Origin of the sequence: Microbacterium sp. AB (assembly GCF_032878875.1) — a bacterium.
In the GTDB taxonomy this organism is placed as follows: domain Bacteria; phylum Actinomycetota; class Actinomycetes; order Actinomycetales; family Microbacteriaceae; genus Microbacterium; species Microbacterium betulae.
In genome coordinates this window covers 602,264-622,957 of sequence record NZ_CP118157.1, presented here as the reverse complement: position 1 = coordinate 622,957, position 20,694 = coordinate 602,264, and the positions used below count along the sequence as shown (strand labels likewise).

Sequence of the window (20,694 nt, the reverse complement as noted above, 5' to 3'; positions counted from 1 at the left end):
TCAGGACTGCGGGCCCGGGTAGGGCTTGACGGCGCGATGGAGGGCGACGATGCCGAAGGTGAGGTTGCGGTACGCGACGTCCGACCATCCTGCCTCCCGGATCCATCCGGCGAGGGTGGCCTGATCCGGCCATTCCCTGATCGACTCGTTCAGGTAGTCGTACGCCTCGGCGTTCGAGCCCACGAGACGGGCCACGCGCGGCAGCACCCGGTCGTTGTAGAAGCGGTAGAGGCCGCGGAACGCGGGATGCGGAGGCGTGGAGAACTCGTTGACGACGAGGCGACCTCCCGGCCTCGTCACGCGGAGGAGCTCGGCGATCGCCCTCTTCGGCTCGTTGACGTTGCGCAGCCCGTACGACATCGTCACGGCGTCGAACTCGCCGTCGGCGAAGGGCAGCGCCGTCGCATCGGCCTGCACGAACGAGAGGTTGCGGACGCTCCCGTGCCGGCGCCGGCCCTCCGCGAGCATGCCGGGCGAGAAGTCGGCGGCGACGACGTCCGCCCCGCTGCGGGCGAGCGACGCCGAGGACGATCCCGTCCCCGCCGCGAGGTCGAGGATGCGCTCCCCCGGCCTCGGCGCGACCGCGCGCGTCGTCGCGGCCCGCCAGAGCGCGTCGTTGCCGAAGGTCATGGCGACATTGGTGACGTCGTAGCGCGCGGCGACCTCGTCGAACATTCCCGCGACGCGAGCCGGGTCCTTGCCCAGGTCGGCGCGGTTCGGGTTCTTCGGCTCGGCGGTCACGCGACGAGTCTATGCGCGCGTGACCGGCGAGCTCCCGGCCCGTCTCTCAGGACGGCGCGAGTCCGTGGAGGACGCCGAACCAGCGGCGGGAGGTCTCGTCGTCGAACGGCGCGGCGTCGGCGCGGACGTCGCGCTCGAGGTCGGCCGTGATCCGTTCGAGCCGCTCCTGCACGTCGGCGGGATACCCGTATGCGGTGCGGTGCTCATCCCACTCGTCCCGATCGTCGACGTAGACGCCCGCCTCGTCGAGACGGTGCACGACGTCGAGGTCCATGTCGATCGCCGTCGGCTCCGGCCCGTCCCACCGCGCGTCCCACGCCACGTCGATGTAGACGCGGGTCTTCGACGGCGCCGCGTTGCGCGTGAGCACCCAGGCCTGCGAGCCGGAGGGGAGCAGCTCGACGCAGGCCGCGTCGAGGGCGACCTCCCGCCCCGGACGCGCGCTGCGCCATCCGGGGAGCTGGCCGAACCAGTCGCCCCACCGATCGGAGCCCAGGTAGACGCACTCGTGCACCCAGTGCGGCGTGCCGTCCCACTTGCGCCAGCGGAAGAGCAGTCTGGTGCCCACGGCGGGCCGGTCGGCGGTCATCCCGCCGAGTCTAGGCGCGGCGAGGGGCGGCTCCGGAACCGCCCCTCGCCGCGGCCGTCAGCGGCGGCCGACGAGCTGAGAGGTGTTCTACGCCGTCCGGATGGTCGCCACGACGAACTCGATGGCCATCCGGTAGAAGATGAGCGACACCAGGGGCACGAGCCATCCGAGGAGCAGGACGAAGATCCCCGCGACGGGTTCCGCGGCGAACGCCGAGATGACCGCCACGAGATAGCCCAGGGCGAGCAGGACGATGAGGAGCGCGTAGATGAACTTGGCGAACTTCAGCGTGACGAACTGCGAGAACGAGAAGTCGAACAGCGCACGGAAGAAGCCCGAGGCGTCCTCGCCCGCCTGCTGCGGCGTCGACCACGGCGGCGTGGGGGCGCCGCGGGGCGGCACGGGGCCGCCCTGGTACGGATGGGGAGCGCCCTGCGGCGGAAGCGCACCCGGCCGCCCGGACGGATACGGAGGCGCCGCAGGGCCGGAAGCGCCGGGGCCCGGGGCCGCGGGAGGCTGCTGCGGCGTCGTCGCGGGCGGGTTCGAGCCGTCCGCGCGGTTGTCCGCCCTGTCGGGCTCGGGTGTGTCGGGGTTCGACGGGTCGCTCATGGTCGGTGCCTCTCTGTCGGTCTGCTCTCGGTCCTCGCCGGCCGGTGTGCGGAGACGCCGGCGACGGCGACACCAGACCAACGCAGGAGGCCGCCGGCGACGCCCGGCGTCGCCGTGTGTCACCCCGCCGGTTCTAGGATTGACGGCGTGCCCGCCCCGCTCTCGCTGCCCCGTCTCGCCGCGATCACGCGCTCCCTCGACCCCGTCGACGACCCGCTGCTGCTGACGTCTCCGGGCGACCCCCTCGTGTGGTCCCGGCGCGGCGAGGGCATGGTCGGCATCGGCCCCGACGTGCTGCGCATCGAGGTCGGCGAGGACGGCCGTCTCGAGGCCCTCGCGGACGTCTGGCGCGCGATCTCGGCGTCCGCGGAGGTCGACGACGCCGTGCGGCTGCCGGGGACGGGGCTCGTCGGCTTCGGCGCGTTCGCATTCGACGACGCGTCCGCCTCGCCCAGCACCCTCGTCGTGCCGAGCACGATCGTCGGGCGCCGCGCCGGGCGCGGCTGGATCACGCGCATCGGCCGGCTGGACGCCCCGATCGCACCGGGCTCTCCCCTGCCGACGGCCTACGGCCCGCACTGGTCGGCGACGCTCGGCCCCGGCGCGCTCGACCCCGAGGCGCACATCCGCGCCGTGACCCGCGCGCTGGACGCGATCGACGCCGGCGAGCTCGAGAAGGTCGTCGTCGCCCGCGACATCACCGGCACCCTCCCGTCCGACGCCGACCTCCGCCGTCTGGTGCGCGCTCTCGCCGAGGGCTACCCCGACACCTGGGCCTATGCCGTCGACGGCATCGTCGGCGCGAGCCCCGAGACGCTCGTGACGGTCTCGGGCGGCACGGTCACCGCCCGTGTCCTCGCCGGCACCCGCCCCCGCGGCGCCGACGCCGACGAGGACACGGCCATCACGGCCGAGCTCGCGACCACGGCGAAGGATCTGGACGAGCACCGCTACGCCGTGCAGAGCGTCCTCGCCGCGCTGCGGCCGCACACGTCCACGCTCGCCGCGGCCGAGCAGCCCTTCACCCTCAAGCTGCCCAATGTCTGGCATCTCGCCACGGACGTCGAGGGCACGCTCGCGAACGGCGGCTCCGCGCTCGACATGGTGCGCGCGCTCCACCCCACTGCGGCGGTCGCCGGCACCCCCACACCCGCCGCGATCGACGCCATCCGCCGCATCGAGCCGTTCGACCGCGGTCGCTACGCGGGTCCCGTCGGATGGATCGACGACCGGGGCGACGGCGAGTGGGCCATCGCCCTGCGATGCGCGCAGATCGGCCCGTCCGACGGCGAGCGTCGCGCCATCACGGCGCACGCCGGAGGGGGCATCGTGGCGGGGAGCCGACCGGACGCCGAGCTGCTCGAGACGCGCGTGAAGTTCCGCCCGATCGTCGACGCCCTGGCCTGAGGCTCCGTCAGAGCGCGTCGAGGAACGACAGGAACGGGTTGCGGAGCCTCCCGTCGGGGTCGTACCGACGCGCGAGTGCGGCGAAGTCGGCCAGGCGCGGCCACACCGCGGCGAGCACCTCGGGGTCGAGGCGGGTGAGCTTGCCCCAGTGCGGGCGCGCGCCGTACGGCTCGAGCGCCCGCTCGATCTTCGCGACCACGGCCTCCACCTCACGCTGCCGCGGCTGCCACGTGAAGTGCAGGCCGACGGCGTCGTGACCGTACGCGGGGCTCAGCCACAGGTCGTCGGCGCGCATGGAGCGGACCTCGGTGACGAGGATGAGCGGCGCGATGTCCTCGGCGAGTGCGCGAACGGCGCGGATCGCCTCGACCGCGTGCGCACGGGGGACGAGGATCTCCGACTGCAGCTCGGCCCCGTTCGACGGCGTGTGGCTGAGCCGGAAGTGGGCGAGGCGGTCGAGCCAGGGCCCGGGCTCCCCGCGCTGCGCGGTCGTCGCGGCCGGGGAGACGCCGGCGAGCATGTGCACCTGCTCGGCGGCCTCCGCGATGCCGCCGGGGAGCCGGGGCGAGGCGTCGCCGCGCGCCTTGGTCCAGACCTGGTCGACCACGTCGGGGTCGTTCCAACGCAGGAAGAGGCTCACGCTGTAGGCGGCGCCCATCACGGCGTCGAACTCGGCGAGCGCGACATCGAGCGGCAGGCTCTCGTAGACGCGCTGTCGGATGGCGAAGGTCGGCTCGATGTCGAGCGTCACCTCCGTCACGACTCCGAGGGCGCCGAGCGAGACGACGGCGCCGTCGAAGTCGGCGTCCTCGCGACCCACGCGCACGACCTCGCCGGGCGGTGTGACGATCTCGAGCGACGACACCGCCGAGGAGAGCGTGCCGACGCCGTCGCCCGAGCCGTGCGTCCCCGTCGCGATCGCGCCGGCGATGGAGATGTGCGGCAGCGAGGCGAGGTTGGCCAGCGCCCATCCTTCGGCCTCCAGCGCGGGAGCGAGCTCGCCGTAGCGCGTGCCGCCGCCCACCGTCACGGTCCTCGCGGCGGCGTCGATGCGCGGCGGCGACGTCAGGCGCGCGGTCGAGAGCAGCGTGTCGTCGGTGTCGGCGATGAGGGTGAACGAGTGCCCCGAGCCGAGCGGCCGCACGTGCTCGGCCGAGGCGAGGACGGTGCGCACCTCGTCGACGTCCGCCGGCGTCTCGATCCGCCTCGCGCCGAAGCGCACGTTCCCCGCCCAGTTCGCCTGCGTCATCGCCGTCTCCTCGTCCGCTCCGGTCGTCCGCGACCGCTCCGTCTCATCCTGCCGGAATCCGCACGCGCATGGCGCCTGCGCCGCGACGGCCGCCTCGCGAGGAGGTGCAGCTGCCGCATCGCGTGGCTGCGGATGGCTGCAAGGCCGTCACCGCGAGACGGAGCGCGCCGCCGGGTCGAGCGGCTCGCTCACGGGGCCGTCTCGGCCCGGCCCGTCAGAGCGCCGCGGCGAGCGCCGCTCCGGCGGCGCGCAGGTGTGCCGCGGGGTCGGCGACCGCCGCCTCGGCGGAGCCGGCGAGCTCGGTGAGCGACAGCGCGTGGGCGACCGAGCCGGTGTCGGCCGCGATCCTCCCCGCGACGATCGCGACGGGGGCGCCGGCCGCGTCCGCGAGGGCCGCGACGTGAGCGGGCGCCTTGCCCGCGGCCGACTGCCCGTCGTACGACCCCTCGCCCGTGATGACGAGGTCCGCGCCTTCCACCGCCCCGGAGAGGCCGGTGAGCTGGGCGACGCGCACGGCGCCGGGCACGAGCTCGGCGCCCCAGACGAGCAGGCCGTAGCCGGCGCCTCCGGCCGCCCCCGAGCCCGGCGCGTCGGGGTCGGCCACGCGCGCCATCGTCACGGCCAGCGTGTCGCCGTCCAGCCCGCGGATCACGTCGGCGAAGCGCGCGAGCCCGGCGTCGGCGCGCGCGACGCCCTCCGCGTCGAGCCCCTTCTGCGGCCCGAAGACGGCAGCCGCCCCCTGTCCGCCCAGGAGCGGGTTCGTCACATCGCTCAGCACCTGGACGCCCGCGGGCGGCAGCGCCCGCAGGTTCGCCAGGTCGGCGCGCGCGACGTCGTCGAGGCCCGAGGCCCCGGGCGCGATCGAGGTGCCGAAGGCGTCGGTGAACCGCGCGCCCAGGGCGGTGAGCAGGCCGGCGCCGCCGTCGGTGGACGCGCTGGATCCGATGCCGAGGACGAGCTGCGACACGCCCGCGGCGAGTGCGGCGGCGATCGCCTGGCCGAAGCCCAGGGTCGACGCCTCCCAGGGACGGAGGTCGTCGCCGAGCAGCTCGATGCCCGACGTCGATGCGAGCTCGACGACGCCGATGCCGCCGGGGGCCTCCTCCGTCGGGGGCAGTCGCAGCCAGGCGGCGTCGATCGCGAAGCCGGTCGGGCCGGTCACGCGCACCGGGATGCGCGCAGCCTCCGGCACCGCCTCGGCGAACGCCTCGAGCGTCCCCTCGCCGCCGTCGGCCATGGGCCGGAGGACGAGCTCGTCATCCGGGCGGACGGTCGCCCAGCCTGCCGCGATCGCGGCGGCGGCGGCCGCTGCGGAGATCGTGCCCTTGAAGCTGTCCGGTGCGATGACGATGCGGCCCATGCCCCCATCCTCCCGCATCCGCGTCCCGGCGGCCGCTCGGCCGCGCGCCGCTTCCGCCCCCGTCAGCGGAGGGTCGCGCGCAGGCGTTCCTTCTCGGCCTCCACGTCGAAGTCGGCCGCCGGCCACTGCGGATCGACGCCCTCGAGCGTCTCGAGCAGCAGCTCCTGCACGGCCAGGCGGGCGTACCACTTCCGGTTCGCCGGCACGACGTACCAGGGCGCGGCAGCGGTCGACGTGCGCTCGAACACCGTCTGGTACGCCTGCTGGTATGCGGGCCAGAGCTCGCGCTCGTCGACGTCGCCCGGGTTGTACTTCCAGTGCTTGTCCGGCCGTTCGAGACGCTCCATGAGCCGGTCGCCCTGCTCGTCGTACGAGATGTGGAGCATGACCTTCACGATCCGGGTGCCGCGCTCGACGAGCCGCCTCTCGAAGTCGTTGATGGCGTCGTACCGCCGTTCGATCTCCTCCGCGGGGGCGAGCTCGCGCACCCGCCCGATGAGCACGTCCTCGTAGTGGGAGCGGTCGAAGACGCCGATGAAGCCGGGTCGCGGGACGCGCCTCTCGATGCGCCACAGGAAGTCGTGCTCGAGCTCCTCCGGCGTCGGCGCCTTGAACGCCGCGAGCTCGACGCCCTGCGGGTCGACGCCCCCGACGACGTGCCGCACGATGCCGCCCTTGCCCGCCGAGTCCATCGCCTGCAGCACGAGCAGCACGGAGTCCTCGCCGTCGCCCGCATGGCTGTCCGCGAAGAGCCGCTCCTGGAAGTCGGCGAGCTGTGCGAGCCCGGCCGCCAGGTCGATCGCGCCGTCCTTCTTGTCGCCGCCGTAGCCGGGTGTGGCGGCGGGGTCGAGAGCGTCCAGCCGGAACCCGTCCGGGGCCTTCAGCACGGTCAGCGCGTCGTCCGTCCACTTCACCTGGCTCTTCGCAGTCATGAGCCCCATCCTGCCCTGGCCCGGGCGCGGGGCGCCAGGGTCACGGACGGAGCGGGACGGCGCCGAGCCGCCGCGACGGGGACGCGGTCCGGACGGAGCGGGTCAGCGCGCCAGCGGGACCTCGACGATCTTCCGGCGCCCGGCCGTCGACGTGAGCGCCTGGTCGAGCGCGCCGCGCGTCGTCACGCGCTGGTACTCCCAGCCGTAGGCCGTCGCGAGGTGCTCGATCCGCACGGACTGCGGTGTGTACTGCACGCGCGTCAGGTCGTCCTCCGACGCCGTGGCCGCGACCTCGAGGCCGTCGAAGATCGTGCCGCCCCGGTCGTTGCCGACGACGACCTGGATGCGCGGCTCGTCCTCCGCGTCGGGCAGCAGCAGGGCGCCGACGTCGTGCAGGAGGGCGAGGTCGCCGAGCAGCACGCGCGTCACGCCCGGCCCGCCTCCCGCCTGGCTGGCGACGGCGATGCCCATGGCCGTGGCGACGGTGCCGTCGATGCCGGCCAGCCCCCGGTTGCCGTGCACGGGGACCCTCTTCCCCGCCAGCACGGCGTCCGCCACGCGCACGAGACGGGACGAGCCGAACACGAGCCGGTCGTGCGGCCAGCTCGCCGCCCAGACCGCGGCCGCGAGCTGCTCGCGATCGAGCGGACGGCGCACGGCGTCGAGCTCGGCGCGGACGGCGGCCCGGCGCTCCTGCGGGTCGGTCGACGACAGGCCCGCCGTGTCGGGTGCCGGGGCGTCGAGCTCGGCCGCGTGAGCGCGGGAGAACCGCGTCCAGGCGCCGAGCCATCCGCGATCCGGCGCGCCGGGCCCGACCTCGATCGCGTCCGCGGCGATCGTGCGCCCGTTGAGGTCGAGCTCCTCGCCCGGGCCGCGCAGCGCGACGACGTCGACGGCGGCGTCCGAGAGGAGCGCCGTCACCTCGCGGCTGAGCGTCGGATGCCCCAGCACGACGGCCCGCTCGATCCGGCCGCCGAGCTCCGGCTCGCGCAGTGCCTCGCGGTATCCGTGCACGACCTGCCTGCCGAACCGGGCGCCGCTCACGATCTCGGCGATGAGCGGCCATCCGCCCCGGTGCGCGATCTCCTCGGCCATAGGCCCCGCATCCGCGCCCGCGACGACGACCGTGCGCGGGCCGCGGTCGACGACCGTGACGGCGGGCACGCCCGCGGGCGCCCCCGACTGTCGCAGCGGGGCCTCCGCGCGCTCCGGCAGGTGTCCCGCGAGCGGCTCGCGGTACGGGAGGTTGAGGTGCACGGGGCCGGCCGGCACGATGCGGCCCTCCGCATCGACGCCTCCGACCGCGCGCGCGTACGCCTCGGCCGCCAGCGTGTGCGCGGCGACGTCCTCCCCCGCGGCGCCCGTCGGCGTCGAGGCGTCGACCGCGAGACGGGCGATCCCGCGGAAGAGGTCCGACTGGGCGCCCGTCGCCTGGTTCGCGCCGACGCCGCGCAGCTCGGCGGGCCGATCGGCCGTGAGCAGGAGGAGCGGCACCCCGGAATGGTGCGCCTCGAGCGCGGCGGGCAGCAGGTTCGCCACGGCGGTGCCGGAGGTGCAGACCACGGCCGCCGGCTCCCGCGTCTCGCGCCCGATGCCGAGGGCGCTGAACCCCGCCACGCGCTCGTCGATCCGCACGTGCAGCCGGATGGCGCCCTCGCGTTCGAGCCGGGCGGCCGCGAGCGCCAGCGCCTGCGAGCGCGATCCGGGGCTCACGACGACATGCCGCACGCCGAGCGCGACGAGCCCCGAGAGCAGCGCCCACGCCGACGCCGACGCCGGGGAGTCGATCCGCTCGCCCGGCCCGCCCTCGCTCACGTCAGCCGAGCGACCCGCGGGCGTCGCGGGCGTCGTCGTCGGAGTCGGGCTTCTCGTCGCCGTCGTTCTCCCCCTGCTCGACGTCTTCGGCGTCGAGCCTGGCGAGCTCCTCCTCGAGCTGACGGATGCGCTCGTCCTGCTCGGCGGTCGATCCGATGCTCCCGAGGAAGGCCGGGTCGTCGTCCGGCGCGCGTGGGCCGACCGGCTGGCTGCCCGGGCGCGAACGGCCGATGACGAACCACAGCAGCCCGCCGATGACGGGGATGAGGACGACGATGAGCAGCCACGCGCTCTTCGAGACGCCGCGATGACGGCTGGCCGGTTGCACCGCGCAGTCGACGATGCTGAACACCCAGAACACGACGGCGGCGACCGCTAGGACGATGAGAGCGCGGGCCATCGGGCCATTCTAGGCGGGGGAGCTTGGCGAAGCCTCCGTGTCCCGGGAACCCCCAGACGACCGTCCCTAGGATGGCTGCGTGAGGATCCGCTCTGTCGTCGTCTACTCCGTGCTGCGCCTGCTGGCCTTCCTGGTGCCCTTCGGCGTCATGATGATCTTCCCCGTGTTCCAGGACCTGTGGTGGCTCGCGGCCATCTTCGCCGCGCTCATCGGCCTGAGCCTGTCGATCCTGCTGCTGCGGAGGCCCCTCGACGATGTCTCGACGAGCCTGTACACGCGCAGCCAGGAGAAGCAGGAGCAGCGCAAGACCGGTCGCGAGCTCGACGCCGAGGCCGAGGACGCCGCCGTCGACGACGAGCGCTGAGCCGCCGGAGGGATCTCAGCCGACGAACGCCCAGGCGAGGACGGCGCCGTAGGCGACGGACGAGAGGGACGTCAGCTGCAGCACGAGGACGAGCTCTCGCGCGGTCCGGTAAGACCAGACGATGACGATCGCGGGGCCCGCGGCCAGCAGCACGAGCAGGGTGAGCCACGCGATGGGATAGAAGAACGCGAGGTAGGCCCCGATCGCGAGCGCCAGCACGACGAGCGACGTGTAGACGGCCTGCGTCGCACGGCCGCCGATGAGCACCGTCAGCGTGCGCTTTCCCGCGACCCGGTCCTGGTCGATGTCGCGCAGGTTGTTCGCGAGCAGGACGGCGCAGGCGAACAGGCCGGCAGCGACGGCGCCGAACCACGCCTCCTGCGGCAGGGCGTGCGCCTGCACCCACGTCGTGCCGAGCGTCGCGACGAGCCCGAAGAAGACGAAGACGAAGACCTCGCCGAGGGCGTTGTAGCCGTACGGCCGCCTGCCGCCGGTGTAGAACCACGCCGCGACGATGCAGACGGCCCCGACGGCGAGCATCCACCACTGCTGGGTGCGGACGACGATGGCGAGACCGGCGAGACCGGCGAGACCGAAGAAGACGAACGCGACGGCGAGGACCGTCTTGGGCTTCACGCGCCTCGACGCGGTGAGCCGGGCGGGTCCGACGCGGTGGTCGTCGGTGCCCCGCACGCCGTCCGAGTAGTCGTTGGCGAAGTTCACGCCGATCTGCAGCGACACCGACACCGCGAGGCACGCGAGCGCGATGACCCAGTGGAAGAGGTCGCCGACGAGCACGGCCGCCCCCGTGCCGATGAGGACCGGCGTGATCGCGAGCGGCAGGGTCCGCAGCCGTGCGGCGCCGATCCAGTCGCCGAGCGTGACGGGCTTCGGCGGGGGCGCCGTGACGGAGCCGCGCCTCGCCGGGTTGCCGCTGATCTGCCTCTTGCGGTTCTTCGCCTGTGCCACGGCTTCCGATCCTAGGCCCGAACGGCTATGCGCCGCCTTCGAGAGCGGGGCGGACGGCGCCGGGCGTCAGCCGACGAGGGCACGGATGGCGCGGCGGTCGGGCTTGCCGGAGGCCAGGCGCGGGAGCGTGTCGACGAGCACCAGGCGGGACGGCCGCGCCGGCTTCCCGATCGCGGCCTCCGCGGCGGTGCGAGCAGCGGCGAGCGCGGTCTCCTCCTCGGCGACGGAGGCGCGTGCCGCGACGACGACGGGCGTCTCGCCCCAGCGATCGTCGGGAGCGCCCACGACGACGGCGTCCTCCAGTCCCGGCAGCTCCCGCACGACGCGTTCGACGCGGTCGAGCGAGACGTTCACTCCGCCCGAGACGACGACGTTGTCGACGCGCCCCGTGACGGACACGACGCCGTCCGCGACGGTTCCGACGTCCCCCGTGCGGTACCAGCGCACCCCGTCGGCATCCGTCGCGAAGACCTCGGCCGTCCGCTCGGGGTCCCCCAGATACCCCTCGGCGAGCGTCGGCCCGGCGATCCGCAGCTCGCCGTCGACGGCGGCCACGCGCACGCCGTCCAGCGGCACGCCGTCGTAGACGCACCCGCCGCTCGTCTCGGTCGAGCCGTAGGTGCGCACGATGCGGGCCCCGAGGGCGCCGGCGCGCTCGCGCAGCGCGGCGGGCAGCGCCTGGCCCCCCACGAGGATCGTCTCGAACGACGCCAGCGCCCGACTCACGTCCGGATCGTGCTCGGCCGCGCCGACGAGGGTCTGCAGCTGCGCGGGGACGAGCGAGGTGTATGTCGGCACACGTATGCCATGGCGGGACGAGTGCATTCCGCTGGCGACATGAACGAAGGCCTGCGCGGAGAAGCGACCGGAGAGGATCGCGGGCTCCTCGCCCTGGACGAGCCCGCGCACGAGCACCTGCACGCCGGCGACGTACGACGCCGTGAGGGGCAGGAGCCATCGTCCCGCTCCGATGCGCGCCGCCGTGGCGAGCGCGCTGGACGTGAGGGCATGCCGCGACAGGACGACGCTCTTGGGCACGCCCGTCGACCCCGAGGTGGTCAAGACGACGGCCGTCCCGGCGGGGACCTCGTCCGGCAGCGCGCCCCGGGGCGGCGCACCGAGCGCGATCGCGGGCCCCGCGCCGAGCGCCGCCCGCAGCGCCCGCAGCAGGTCGCGGGGGTCGTCGCCCGTCAGCCGCTCGAGCCTCATCCCCGCCGTCCCCGACACTCGGTCATCCGCCGACGCCCGGGTCTCAGAAGTGCCAGGGATAGGGCGACCAGTCCGGCGCGCGCTTCTCGAGGAACGAGTCCCGGCCCTCGACGGCCTCGTCGGTGCCGTAGGCGAGGCGCGTCGCCTCGCCCGCGAAGAGCTGCTGGCCGACGAGGCCGTCGTCGACGGCGTTGAAGGCGTACTTCAGCATGCGGATGGCCGTGGGCGACTTGCCGAGGACGGTCCGCGCCATCGAGATCGCCTCGCGCTCCAGCTCGGCATGCGGCACGACGCGGTTGACGGCGCCCAGCTCGTACGCCCGCCGCGCGGAGTACGTCTCGGCGAGGAAGAAGATCTCGCGCGCGAACTTCTGTCCGATCTGCCGGGCGAAGTACGCCGACCCGTAGCCCGCGTCGAACGAGCCGACGTCGGCGTCGGTCTGCTTGAACCTCGCGTGCTCCTCCGACGCGATCGAGAGGTCGCACACGACGTTCAGCGAGTGCCCGCCTCCCGCCGCCCATCCGGGCACGACGGCGATGACGACCTTCGGCATGAAGCGGATGAGCCGCTGCACCTCGAGGATGTGCAGGCGTCCCGCGCGTGCGGAGTCGGTGACGGCGCCCTCGTCCTCCGAGTACTTGTATCCGTCGCGTCCGCGGATGCGCTGATCGCCGCCCGAGCAGAACGCCCAGCCGCCGTCCCGGGGGCTCGGGCCGTTTCCCGTGAGCAGGACGACGCCGATCCGCGGGTCCGTGCGCGCGATGTCGAGCGCCCGGTAGAGCTCGTCGACGGTCGCCGGGCGGAAGGCGTTGCGCACCTCCGGCCGGTCGAACGCGATGCGCGCGATCCGGCCGTCCTTCGACACGTGCGCCGTGATGTCGCGGTAGGCGTCCGCGCGGGGCGCGGCGTCCCACTCGGCCGGGTCGAACAGGTCGGATACGAAGGCGTCGCTCACGCCGTCCACCCTATTCCCGCCTCCCGCCCGGCCGGGAGCGGACGGCGGGACGCAGGGTCAGTTCTTCGCGTCGCGCCAGTCGAGCCAGCGGCGCACGACGTCGAAGTCGAGCTCGGGTCCGGATATCCCGAGGGTGAACAGGCGCACGCCCGCGTCGTAGAGGGCGTCGGCCTCGGCCTCGTCGCGTTCCCTGAGCTCGTTCGAGACGACGAGCCCCGACAGGTCGCGCTCCTCCTTCTCGCCCCAGCGGGCCAGGACGTCGAGCTTTCGCGTGAGCTCCTCCCCCGTGACGAAGCTGTGCCAGATGTCGGCGTGACGGGCCACGAGGCGGAGCGTCTTCTGCTCGCCCTTGCCGCCGATGAGGACGGGGACGCGCCGTGTCGGCGCGGGGTTCAGCACGTCCCAGCGGGCCTCGACGCGCCGCAGCCCCTCGGCGAGATCGTCCAGCCGGGACCCCGGCGTGCCGAACGCGTAGCCGTACTCGTCGTAGTCGCGTTCGGCCCAGCCCGAACCCGTGCCGAAGATGAAGCGGCCCGTGTCGCCGCCCTTCGCCGAGATGTGGTCGACGGTGCGGGCCATGTCGGCCTGGAGGTCGGCGTTGCGGTACGAGTTGCAGTTCACGAGGCATCCGAACTCGACGCGCTCCGTCTGCTCGGCCCACGCGGCGAGCATGGTCCAGGCCTCGAAGTGCGTGCCGTCGGGGTCCCCCGACAGCGGGAAGAAGTGGTCCCAGTTGAAGAGGACGTCGACGCCGAGGTCTTCCAGGCGGCCGACGGCGTCGTGGATCGCGGCGTAGGTCGAGTGCTGCGGCGCGAGCTGCACGCCGAGCCGGACCGGGGTGTCGAGAAGAGGCATGGCGCCAGCATAGGATCGCGGGGAAGCCCGCGGCAGGGGGCAGGATGGAGTCATGACCGCCCCGCTGCCCCCGCTCGCCGAGATCCTCGACACCGTGCGCGTCGTCTCGCTGCCGATGGGGACGCGCTTCCGCGGCATCGACCGCCGTGAGGCCGCCCTCGTCGAGGGGCCGGAGGGATGGGCCGAGTTCTCGCCGTTCCCGGAGTACGACGACGCGGAGGCGGCGACGTGGCTCGCGGCCGCCGTCGACTTCGCCTGGAGCCCGCAGCCGCCCCCGCACCGCGCATCCGTCCCGGTCAACGCGACGATGCCCGCCGTCGCCGCCGGCCGCGTCGCGGAGGTGCTCGCCCGCTTCGACGGATGCCGCACGGTCAAGGTCAAGGTCGCCGAACGCGGCCAGGGCCTCGCGGACGACATCGCCCGGGTGCGCGCCGTGCGCGAGGCGGCAGGACCGGAGGCGCGCGTCCGCGTCGATGCGAACGCCGGGTGGAACGTCGACGAGGCCGAGCGGGCGCTCCACGCCCTCTCGGAGTTCGACCTCGAGTACGCCGAGCAGCCGTGCGCCTCGGTGGACGAGCTCGCCGAGCTCCGCCGGCGGCTGCGCGACTGGGACATCCCGATCGCCGCCGACGAGAGCGTCCGCAGGGCCTCCGATCCCCTGCTCGTGGCCCGCGCGGAGGCCGCCGACATCCTCGTCGTCAAGGCACAGCCGCTCGGCGGCGTGCGCCGGGCACTCGACATCGTCGCCGCTGCGGGGCTGCCGGCCGTCGTCTCCAGCGCCCTCGACACCTCCGTGGGGCTCGCGCAGGGGGCAGCGCTCGCGGCGGCGCTCCCCGCGCTCGACTACGACTGCGGGCTGGGGACCGCCGCGCTCCTCGCCGCCGACGTCGCCGAGCCTCCGCTCGTCGCGAAGGGCGGCGCCATCCCGGTCGGCCGCGTGGATCCGCGGCCCGAGCTGCTCGCCGAGCACCGCGCCGCCCCCGAGCGCGAGGAGTGGTGGCGCGAGAGGATCGCGCGCTGCCACGCGGCGCTCGGGGCCCGCGGGTGAGGGACGCGCTCAGCCCTTCTCGATGACGAGCTGCACGACGCGGCCCACCTCGACGCTGCGCTGCTCGGCGATCGCCTCGGCGTCGAGGCCGGCGATCGCCGCGCGCGCCGACACGTCGGCCCAGACGGCGAGGATGATCCGCGCCGCGTCGACCGACGGCACGCGCAGCACGAGTCCCTTCGCATCGGCGATCTCGTCGATGATCTGCACGACCTCGCCGAGCAGCTCCTGCTCCTGGGCCGCGTAGGCCGTGCCGAGATCGCGGTCGCGCATCGCGCGGATGCTGATCTCGTGCATGAGGAGGGTGCTGACGCGGTCGTCGTCGATCACGTCGAGCACGCGGACGATCGCCGCGGCGTTCGCGAGGTCCAGGTGCAGCTGGGCCCCGGCGTCGATCTCGGCCACCCGGGCGCGCACGGCGGCGACGCGGTCGCCCGCGACGACCTTCGCGAGCTGGAGGAACATCTCGTCCTTCGAGGCGAAGTTCGAGTAGAAGGCGCCGCGGGTGAACCCCGCCCGCTCGCAGATCCGCTCGACGGACGCCTCGCCCAGCCCGACCTCGGCGAAGACCTCGGCGGCGGCGTCGAGGAGCCGCGCGCGCGTGTTCTCACGGCTGCGGGTGCTCGCGCGGGGGTCGTCCGTCACGTCGCCTCCTCACTGCTCCGCCGTCGGCCGCGGACCTCACACCGGTATCCCAGCCTTGTTGCGTCATCCGCGGATACGATACACAATCGTACTGGATACAGCGCTGTATCGAATTCGCCAGGCTTGTCCGCCCGCATCGGAGGCGCCCCACGTGTCCACTCTGCTGTACTCCCTCGGCCGCTGGTCCTACCGTCACCCGTGGCGCGTGCTCGGCTCATGGCTGCTCGTCCTCGCCATCGCGGCCGGCGGCGCGCTCGGGCTGAGCAAGGGGTTCGACAACAGCTTCACCATCCCGGGGACGGAGTCGCAGGAGGGCCTGGAGCAGCTCGAGCGCACCTTCCCCCAGGTCTCGGGCACGGCGGCGCAGTTCATCGTCGTCGCCGCCGACGGCGAGAGCGTCGAGGACGACGCCTACCGCGAGCCCATCGAGGAGAAGGTCGAGGAGCTCGCCGACTTCCCCGGCGTCGAGGCCACGACCTCCCCCTACAGCGAGCTCGTCTCCGGCCTGATCTCGGACGACGGCACGGCCGCGATCGTCCAGGCGCAGTTCTCCGGCACCAGCACGGAGATCGAGGACGACGTCAAGGACGGCTTCGCCGACTCCGTGCACGAGCTCGGCGAGCTGCTGCCGGACGGCTCGCGGATCGCGCTCGGGGGCGATCTCTTCGGCACGGAGCTTCCCACGGTGACGCTCACGGAGGCCCTCGGCGTGATCATCGCGCTGCTCGTGCTGATCGTCACGTTCCGCTCGTTCGTGCTCGCCGGGCTCCCGCTCGGCGTCGCCCTCATCGGCGTGGGGGTCTCCATGCTGGGGATCCTCGCGGCCACCCAGTTCGCGACCGTCTCGGCGACGACGCCGCTGCTCGCGCTCATGCTCGGGCTCGCCGTCGGCATCGACTACGCCCTGTTCATCGCCGCGCGACATCAGGATCAGGTGCGCGACGGCGTCGATCCGGAGGAGTCGGCGGCACGGGCGACGGGAACCGCCGGCTCGGCCGTGCTCTTCGCCGGCGTGACGGTGCTCATCGCGCTCATCGGCCTGGGCTTCGCGGGCATCCCGTTCCTCACGACGATGGGAATCGCCGCGGCCGCGGCCGTCGCGATCGCCGTGCTCATCGCCGTCACCCTCACGCCGGCCCTGCTCGGGTTCGTGAAGCACCGCGCGGCCGGCCGGCCCCGCCGGACGAAGCGGGCGAAGCGGTCCGACGGCGGCGAGCCCGCCGCGCCGAAGCCGGGGTTCGCGACCCGCTGGGTGCGCGGCGTCACCCGCCATCCGGTCGTCACGACCGTCGCCGTCGTCCTCGGTCTCGGCGTCGTCGCCATCCCGGCGGGGCAGCTCACGCTGGCCCTGCCCAACGCCGGCGCCCTCCCCGCGGACAGCGAGGCACGGCAGAGCTACGACCTCGTCGACGAGTACTTCGGCGAGGGGTTCAACGGGCCCCTCATCCTCACGGGCACCATCGTGACCTCCGACGACCCCCTCCAGCTCATGGAGGACCTGAAGGCGGAGGTCGAGGCGATCGACGGCGTCAAGGAGGTCGCCCTCGCCGCCCCGAACGAGACCGCCGACACGGGCATCGTGCAGGTGGTCCCCGAGACCGGCCCGTCCGATCCCGCGACGAGCGACCTCGTGCGCGAGCTGCGCGCGCACCACGACGAGTGGCTCGACGAGTACGGCATCGACCTGAAGGTGACCGGCTTCACGGCCGTCGCGATCGACATCTCCGATCGGCTCGGAGCCGCGCTGCTGCCGTTCGGGATCTTCGTCGTGGGGCTGTCGTTCATCCTGCTGATGATCGTGTTCCGCTCGATCTGGGTGCCGGTCAAGGCGGCGCTGGGCTATCTGCTCTCGGTCCTGGCCGCGTTCGGCGTCGTCACCGCGGTGTTCGAGTGGGGATGGGGGGCCGACCTCCTCCACGTCTCGCGCACGGGCCCGGTGATCGCGTTCATGCCGATCGTCGTCATGGGCGTCCTGTTCGGCCTCGCGATGGACTACGAGGTCTTCCTCGTCTCGAGGATGCGCGAGGAGTTCGTGCACGCCTCCCGGAGGCTCGGCGCCACCAACCGGGTCGCGGTGGACGCCGTGCGGACGGGCTTCACGGCGTCCGCCCGCGTCGTCACCGCGGCGGCGATCATCATGTTCGCCGTCTTCGCCGCCTTCGTGCCGGAGGGCGACATCAACATCAAGCCCATCGCCCTCGCGCTGGCGGTCGGCATCGCCGTGGACGCCTTCCTCGTGCGGATGACGCTCGTCCCCGCGGTGATGACGCTGCTCGGGAGGCGTGCGTGGTGGATGCCCGCCTGGCTCGAGCGGATCCTCCCCCACTTCGACATCGAGGGCGAGGCCGTCGAGCGCGAGCGCGAGCTGGCGGACTGGCCCGAGCCGCGCTCGACCGCCCAGGTCGCGGCCGAGGACCTCGAGATCGCCGAGGGCGGCCGCACCGTCGCCGCCGGCGTCTCGCTGCGCGTCGAGCCCGGCGAGGCACACGTCCTGACCGCCCCCGATCCCCGCCGCTCTCGAGCGGTGCTGCTGGCGATCGCCGCGCGCCTCGCGCCCGACGGAGGGCGCCTCCGCGTCGCGGGGCACCTGCTGCCGGGGCGCGGCGCCTGGGTGCGAGCGCACGTCGGCGTCGCCCTGCTCGATGGCGCGGCCGATCCCGCCACGGTCGTCCGCGAGGCGCTCGAGGGGCGCACCCGCCTCGTCGTCCTGGACGGCCTCGACACCGTCTCGCCCGCCGCGGCGGACCAGATCGCCGCCGTCCTCCGCGACGCCGACAGAGAGCTGGGCCCCGTGACCCCGCTCACGGTCGTCGCCTCCGCGAGGGACGTCGGCGCCGCACGGTCGGTGCTCTCGGACGCCGGCTTCCCGGCGGCGGGCGCCACAGAGATCCGCACGAACTCCGCATCCATCGAGGTGAACGCATGACCCGTGCACGACGTCCCCTGGCCATCGAACGCGCCCAGTCGCGCCGGCCGGTCACCTGGCTCACGCTGGCCGGGGTGCTCCTGCTGCCCGCGCTCATCGGCGGCGTCCTCGTCGCCGCGCTCGACCAGCCCACCGAGCGCCTCGACAACATGACGGCCGCGATCGTGAACGACGACGACGGCACCGAGGTCGACGGGCAGACCGTGCCCCTGGGCCGCCAGCTGGCGGCCGGTCTCGTCGAGGGGTCGGACGACCTCGACAGCAACCTCGACTGGGTGATCTCCAACGACGACGACGCCGCGGAAGGCCTCGCCGACGGCACGTACCAGGCGGTCATCACCATCCCCGAGGACTTCTCCGCCTCGGCGCTGTCCTCCTCGAAGTCCCTGTCGGGGGAGGACGCCGACCCGACGCAGGCCACGATCGACGTGACGACCGCGCCGGATGCGCGCATCGTCGACGGCGCCATCACGAACCAGATCGCCTCCGTCGCGGCGTCGACCCTCGGGTCGTCGCTGTCGGAGTCGACGCTCGAGAACGTCTTCGTGAGCTTCACGACGCTCGGCGAGCAGCTCGGCGAGGCCGCGGACGGCGCGACGCAGCTCGCCGACGGGGCGACCGAGGCGCAGGACGGCGCGGGGCAGCTCTCCGACGGCGCGACGCAGCTCGCCGACGGCATCGGCCAGCTCGGCGACGGCGCCGGGGAGCTCTCCTCCGGAGCGGGCGAGCTGGCGGGGGGAGCGAACGAGGCGAGCGCGGGAGCGTCGCAGCTGTCCGACGGAGCAGGCCAGCTCTCCGGCGGCGTCGCCGGCCTCCAGTCGGGCGCCGGCGAGCTGGCGACCGGCGCCGGCTCCCTCGCCGACGGCGCCACGCAGCTCGCCGGCGGAGCGACGGAGGCCTCCGGCGGCGCCGCGCAGCTCGCCGACGGCGCGAGGCAGAGCTCCGACGGCGCGGCCTCGCTCGCCGAGGGCGCGACGCAGGTGTCGGATGGCGCGGCGGGGCTCAAGAGCGGCGCCGACGCGCTCGCGGCGGGGCTCGCGACGCTGGCCGACGGCACGCATCAGACGCAGCAGGGGGCGGCCGACCTGCAGACGCAGCTGAACGCGGGCGCGGATCGGATCGAGAGCGACGGGCTCGTGCCCGCCGAGCTCACCACCGCGGCCGACGGATCGGCTCAGGCGACCGCGGGCGTCGCGCAGGGCCTCGCCGCACTCAGCGAGCAGTGCGCCGTCTCCGGCGCCGCACCCGAGTACTGCGCGCAGCTCGCGGCGCTCGTCGACGGCGCGAACACGGCGCAGACCGCAGCAGCCGGCACCTCCGCGGGTCTCGCCCGGTTCGCGCAGGAGGCGCCCGCCGAGATCGGCGGGCAGCTGCGCGCGGCGGGCGAGGGCGCAGGGCAGCTCTCGACCGCGCTCACCGGGATCGCGCAGGGCGCCGACGCGTCGACGACCGGTGCGGGCGAGCTCGCGGGCGGGGCGGGCGAGCTCGCGGGCGGGGCGGGAGAGCTCGCCGGAGGCGCGACGGCCCTCGCCGACGGCGTCGGCGCGCTCGCCGGAGGCGCCGACGAGCTCGCCGGAGGCGTCGGCGCCCTGTCGGGCGGAGCCGCCCAGCTGTCGGACGGCGCCGCGCAGCTCTCCGACGGGTCCTCCCAGCTCGCCGACGGAGCCGGACAGGCGGAGTCGGGTGCGAGCGAGCTCTCGACCGGCGCCGACGAGCTCGCCACGGGCATCGGCGCGCTCGCGGGCGGAGCCACCCAGCTCGCGAGCGGAGCCGGCCAGCTGGAGGCCGGCACGGTCCCGCTCGGCGACGGCGCCTCCGGGCTCGCGACGGGCGCCGCCGAGCTGGGCGACGGCATCGGCCAGCTCGGCGACGGCGCGACGACCCTCGGCGACGGCCTCTCGCAGGCCTCGGAGTCCCTCCCGTCGTACAGCGACGACGAGGCGAGCGACCTCGCATCCGTCGTCGCCGATCCCGTGTCCGCCGACGCGTCCGCGCTCGAGCTCTTCGGCGCATCGGCCATCCCCCTGCTCGTCACGCTCGTCCTCTGGTTCGGCAGCCTCGCGACCTTCGTCGCGCTGCGCTCCGTGACCGGCCGGGCGCTCACCTCCCGGCGTCCGTCGGCGCTGCTCGCGGCGGGCGCCCTCCTGCCGGCCGCGCTCGTCGGGGCGGCTCAGGGCGCGATCGTCGCGGTCATCGTGCAGCTCACCGCCGAGTACGACGCGGCGACGTTCGCGCCCCTGCTCGGGCTCAGCGCCCTGGTCGGCGTCGCCTTCGCGGCCGTGAACCAGGCGCTCGTGGCGCTCTTCGGCGGCGCCGGGCGCTGGATCGCCGCGATCGTGGGGACGCTCGCCCTGGCCACGAGCGTCGTCTCGACCATCCCCGGAGCCCTCGGAGACATCGCGGGCGTCCTGCCCACGGCGCCCGCCTACTCCGCCCTGCTCGCCCTGATCGCCGATTCCGGCGGGATGGGCGGTGCGATCGCCGGTCTCGTGCTCTGGACCGTGATCGCCTTCGTCGTGACGACGTTCGCGGTCGTCCGCGAGCGCACGGTCTCGACGAAGGCGGTGCTCGCCGGCTGAGCCGCGCACGCCGCACACGACGAAGGAGGGCGCCCCGTGCGA

At 74.2% G+C, this 20,694-nt stretch carries 18 protein-coding genes; 5 read left to right on the top strand and 13 right to left on the bottom strand.

Going from position 1 to position 20,694, the window contains the following annotated elements:
* The 3 genes from N8K70_RS02785 to N8K70_RS02775 all read right to left on the bottom strand — a co-directional run bounded on the left by N8K70_RS02785 (nt 1) and on the right by N8K70_RS02775 (nt 1,939).
* Nucleotides 1-741 carry a demethylmenaquinone methyltransferase gene (locus N8K70_RS02785; RefSeq protein WP_317140094.1) on the bottom strand — a complete coding sequence of 247 codons (741 nt, stop codon included), beginning with the start codon at nt 739-741 and terminating at the stop codon, nt 1-3.
* A 46-nt stretch (nt 742-787) separates the two neighbouring features.
* Nucleotides 788-1,330 (bottom strand): DUF402 domain-containing protein, encoded by a 543-nt coding sequence (locus N8K70_RS02780; protein ID WP_317140093.1) that lies wholly within the window; start codon nt 1,328-1,330, stop codon nt 788-790.
* 87 nt (nt 1,331-1,417) lie between these two features.
* Complete coding sequence (locus tag N8K70_RS02775) at nt 1,418-1,939, bottom strand: DUF4282 domain-containing protein (RefSeq protein WP_317140092.1); 522 nt, start codon at nt 1,937-1,939, stop codon at nt 1,418-1,420.
* A 147-nt stretch (nt 1,940-2,086) separates the two neighbouring features.
* Between N8K70_RS02775 and N8K70_RS02770 the strand changes: the two genes are divergently transcribed.
* The gene (locus tag N8K70_RS02770) at nt 2,087-3,346 is read left to right on the top strand and encodes an isochorismate synthase (RefSeq protein WP_317140091.1); all 1,260 of its coding nucleotides are present in this window, start codon (nt 2,087-2,089) and stop codon (nt 3,344-3,346) included.
* Between the two features lie 7 nt (nt 3,347-3,353).
* Here N8K70_RS02770 and N8K70_RS02765 read toward each other — a convergent pair whose 3' ends face one another.
* The 5 genes from N8K70_RS02765 to N8K70_RS02745 all read right to left on the bottom strand — a co-directional run bounded on the left by N8K70_RS02765 (nt 3,354) and on the right by N8K70_RS02745 (nt 9,102).
* The gene (locus N8K70_RS02765) at nt 3,354-4,595 is read right to left on the bottom strand and encodes an FAD-binding protein (RefSeq protein WP_317140090.1); all 1,242 of its coding nucleotides are present in this window, start codon (nt 4,593-4,595) and stop codon (nt 3,354-3,356) included.
* Nucleotides 4,596-4,809: 214 nt separating this feature from the next.
* Entirely contained in the window at nt 4,810-5,955 is a 1,146-nt protein-coding gene (locus N8K70_RS02760) for a glycerate kinase (protein ID WP_317140089.1), read from the bottom strand.
* A 62-nt stretch (nt 5,956-6,017) separates the two neighbouring features.
* Nucleotides 6,018-6,887: a polyphosphate kinase 2 family protein gene (locus tag N8K70_RS02755; RefSeq protein WP_317140088.1), complete on the bottom strand. Its 870-nt coding sequence runs from the start codon at nt 6,885-6,887 to the stop codon at nt 6,018-6,020.
* A 102-nt stretch (nt 6,888-6,989) separates the two neighbouring features.
* Nucleotides 6,990-8,702, bottom strand: a complete 1,713-nt coding sequence (gene menD, locus N8K70_RS02750; RefSeq protein ID WP_317140087.1) for a 2-succinyl-5-enolpyruvyl-6-hydroxy-3-cyclohexene-1-carboxylic-acid synthase — start codon at nt 8,700-8,702, stop codon at nt 6,990-6,992.
* A 1-nt stretch (nt 8,703) separates the two neighbouring features.
* On the bottom strand, nt 8,704-9,102 hold the full coding sequence (locus tag N8K70_RS02745; RefSeq protein WP_317140086.1) for a PLD nuclease N-terminal domain-containing protein: 399 nt from the start codon (nt 9,100-9,102) through the stop codon (nt 8,704-8,706).
* A gap of 79 nt (nt 9,103-9,181) precedes the next feature.
* Here N8K70_RS02745 and N8K70_RS02740 point away from each other — a divergent pair, with 79 nt between their 5' ends.
* On the top strand, nt 9,182-9,466 hold the full coding sequence (locus N8K70_RS02740) for a DUF4229 domain-containing protein (protein ID WP_317140085.1): 285 nt from the start codon (nt 9,182-9,184) through the stop codon (nt 9,464-9,466).
* Between the two features lie 15 nt (nt 9,467-9,481).
* Here N8K70_RS02740 and N8K70_RS02735 read toward each other — a convergent pair whose 3' ends face one another.
* The 4 genes from N8K70_RS02735 to N8K70_RS02720 all read right to left on the bottom strand — a co-directional run bounded on the left by N8K70_RS02735 (nt 9,482) and on the right by N8K70_RS02720 (nt 13,454).
* Complete coding sequence (locus N8K70_RS02735) at nt 9,482-10,435, bottom strand: 1,4-dihydroxy-2-naphthoate polyprenyltransferase (protein WP_317140084.1); 954 nt, start codon at nt 10,433-10,435, stop codon at nt 9,482-9,484.
* Nucleotides 10,436-10,501: 66 nt separating this feature from the next.
* Nucleotides 10,502-11,644: an AMP-binding protein gene (locus N8K70_RS02730; RefSeq protein ID WP_317140083.1), complete on the bottom strand. Its 1,143-nt coding sequence runs from the start codon at nt 11,642-11,644 to the stop codon at nt 10,502-10,504.
* A gap of 43 nt (nt 11,645-11,687) precedes the next feature.
* Complete coding sequence (locus N8K70_RS02725; protein WP_317140082.1) at nt 11,688-12,599, bottom strand: 1,4-dihydroxy-2-naphthoyl-CoA synthase; 912 nt, start codon at nt 12,597-12,599, stop codon at nt 11,688-11,690.
* A 57-nt stretch (nt 12,600-12,656) separates the two neighbouring features.
* Complete coding sequence (locus N8K70_RS02720) at nt 12,657-13,454, bottom strand: LLM class F420-dependent oxidoreductase (RefSeq protein WP_317140081.1); 798 nt, start codon at nt 13,452-13,454, stop codon at nt 12,657-12,659.
* 52 nt (nt 13,455-13,506) lie between these two features.
* On the opposite strand from N8K70_RS02720, the gene N8K70_RS02715 reads away from it, so the two are divergent.
* Nucleotides 13,507-14,502: an o-succinylbenzoate synthase gene (locus tag N8K70_RS02715; protein WP_317140080.1), complete on the top strand. Its 996-nt coding sequence runs from the start codon at nt 13,507-13,509 to the stop codon at nt 14,500-14,502.
* Between the two features lie 9 nt (nt 14,503-14,511).
* Here N8K70_RS02715 and N8K70_RS02710 read toward each other — a convergent pair whose 3' ends face one another.
* Nucleotides 14,512-15,147 (bottom strand): TetR/AcrR family transcriptional regulator, encoded by a 636-nt coding sequence (locus N8K70_RS02710; protein WP_317140079.1) that lies wholly within the window; start codon nt 15,145-15,147, stop codon nt 14,512-14,514.
* A 151-nt stretch (nt 15,148-15,298) separates the two neighbouring features.
* Between N8K70_RS02710 and N8K70_RS02705 the strand changes: the two genes are divergently transcribed.
* Nucleotides 15,299-18,073 (top strand): efflux RND transporter permease subunit, encoded by a 2,775-nt coding sequence (locus N8K70_RS02705; RefSeq protein ID WP_317140078.1) that lies wholly within the window; start codon nt 15,299-15,301, stop codon nt 18,071-18,073.
* Nucleotides 18,070-20,652, top strand: a complete 2,583-nt coding sequence (locus N8K70_RS02700; protein ID WP_317140077.1) for a YhgE/Pip domain-containing protein — start codon at nt 18,070-18,072, stop codon at nt 20,650-20,652. The genes N8K70_RS02705 and N8K70_RS02700 overlap by 4 nt, the downstream gene beginning before the upstream one ends.
* Nucleotides 20,653-20,694 lie beyond the last annotated feature (42 nt).

What these genes read in the sequence shown, in the direction of transcription:
- N8K70_RS02720 (WP_317140081.1), bottom strand. Translation starts at nt 13,454, where the DNA reads ATGCCTCTTCTCGACACCCCGGTCCGGCTCGGCGTGCAGCTCGCGCCG.
- N8K70_RS02715 (WP_317140080.1), top strand. Translation starts at nt 13,507, where the DNA reads ATGACCGCCCCGCTGCCCCCGCTCGCCGAGATCCTCGACACCGTGCGC.
- N8K70_RS02780 (WP_317140093.1), bottom strand. Translation starts at nt 1,330, where the DNA reads ATGACCGCCGACCGGCCCGCCGTGGGCACCAGACTGCTCTTCCGCTGG.
- N8K70_RS02755 (WP_317140088.1), bottom strand. Translation starts at nt 6,887, where the DNA reads ATGACTGCGAAGAGCCAGGTGAAGTGGACGGACGACGCGCTGACCGTG.
- N8K70_RS02775 (WP_317140092.1), bottom strand. Translation starts at nt 1,939, where the DNA reads ATGAGCGACCCGTCGAACCCCGACACACCCGAGCCCGACAGGGCGGAC.
- N8K70_RS02765 (WP_317140090.1), bottom strand. Translation starts at nt 4,595, where the DNA reads ATGACGCAGGCGAACTGGGCGGGGAACGTGCGCTTCGGCGCGAGGCGG.
- N8K70_RS02730 (WP_317140083.1), bottom strand. Translation starts at nt 11,644, where the DNA reads ATGAGGCTCGAGCGGCTGACGGGCGACGACCCCCGCGACCTGCTGCGG.
- N8K70_RS02745 (WP_317140086.1), bottom strand. Translation starts at nt 9,102, where the DNA reads ATGGCCCGCGCTCTCATCGTCCTAGCGGTCGCCGCCGTCGTGTTCTGG.
- N8K70_RS02700 (WP_317140077.1), top strand. Translation starts at nt 18,070, where the DNA reads ATGACCCGTGCACGACGTCCCCTGGCCATCGAACGCGCCCAGTCGCGC.
- N8K70_RS02760 (WP_317140089.1), bottom strand. Translation starts at nt 5,955, where the DNA reads ATGGGCCGCATCGTCATCGCACCGGACAGCTTCAAGGGCACGATCTCC.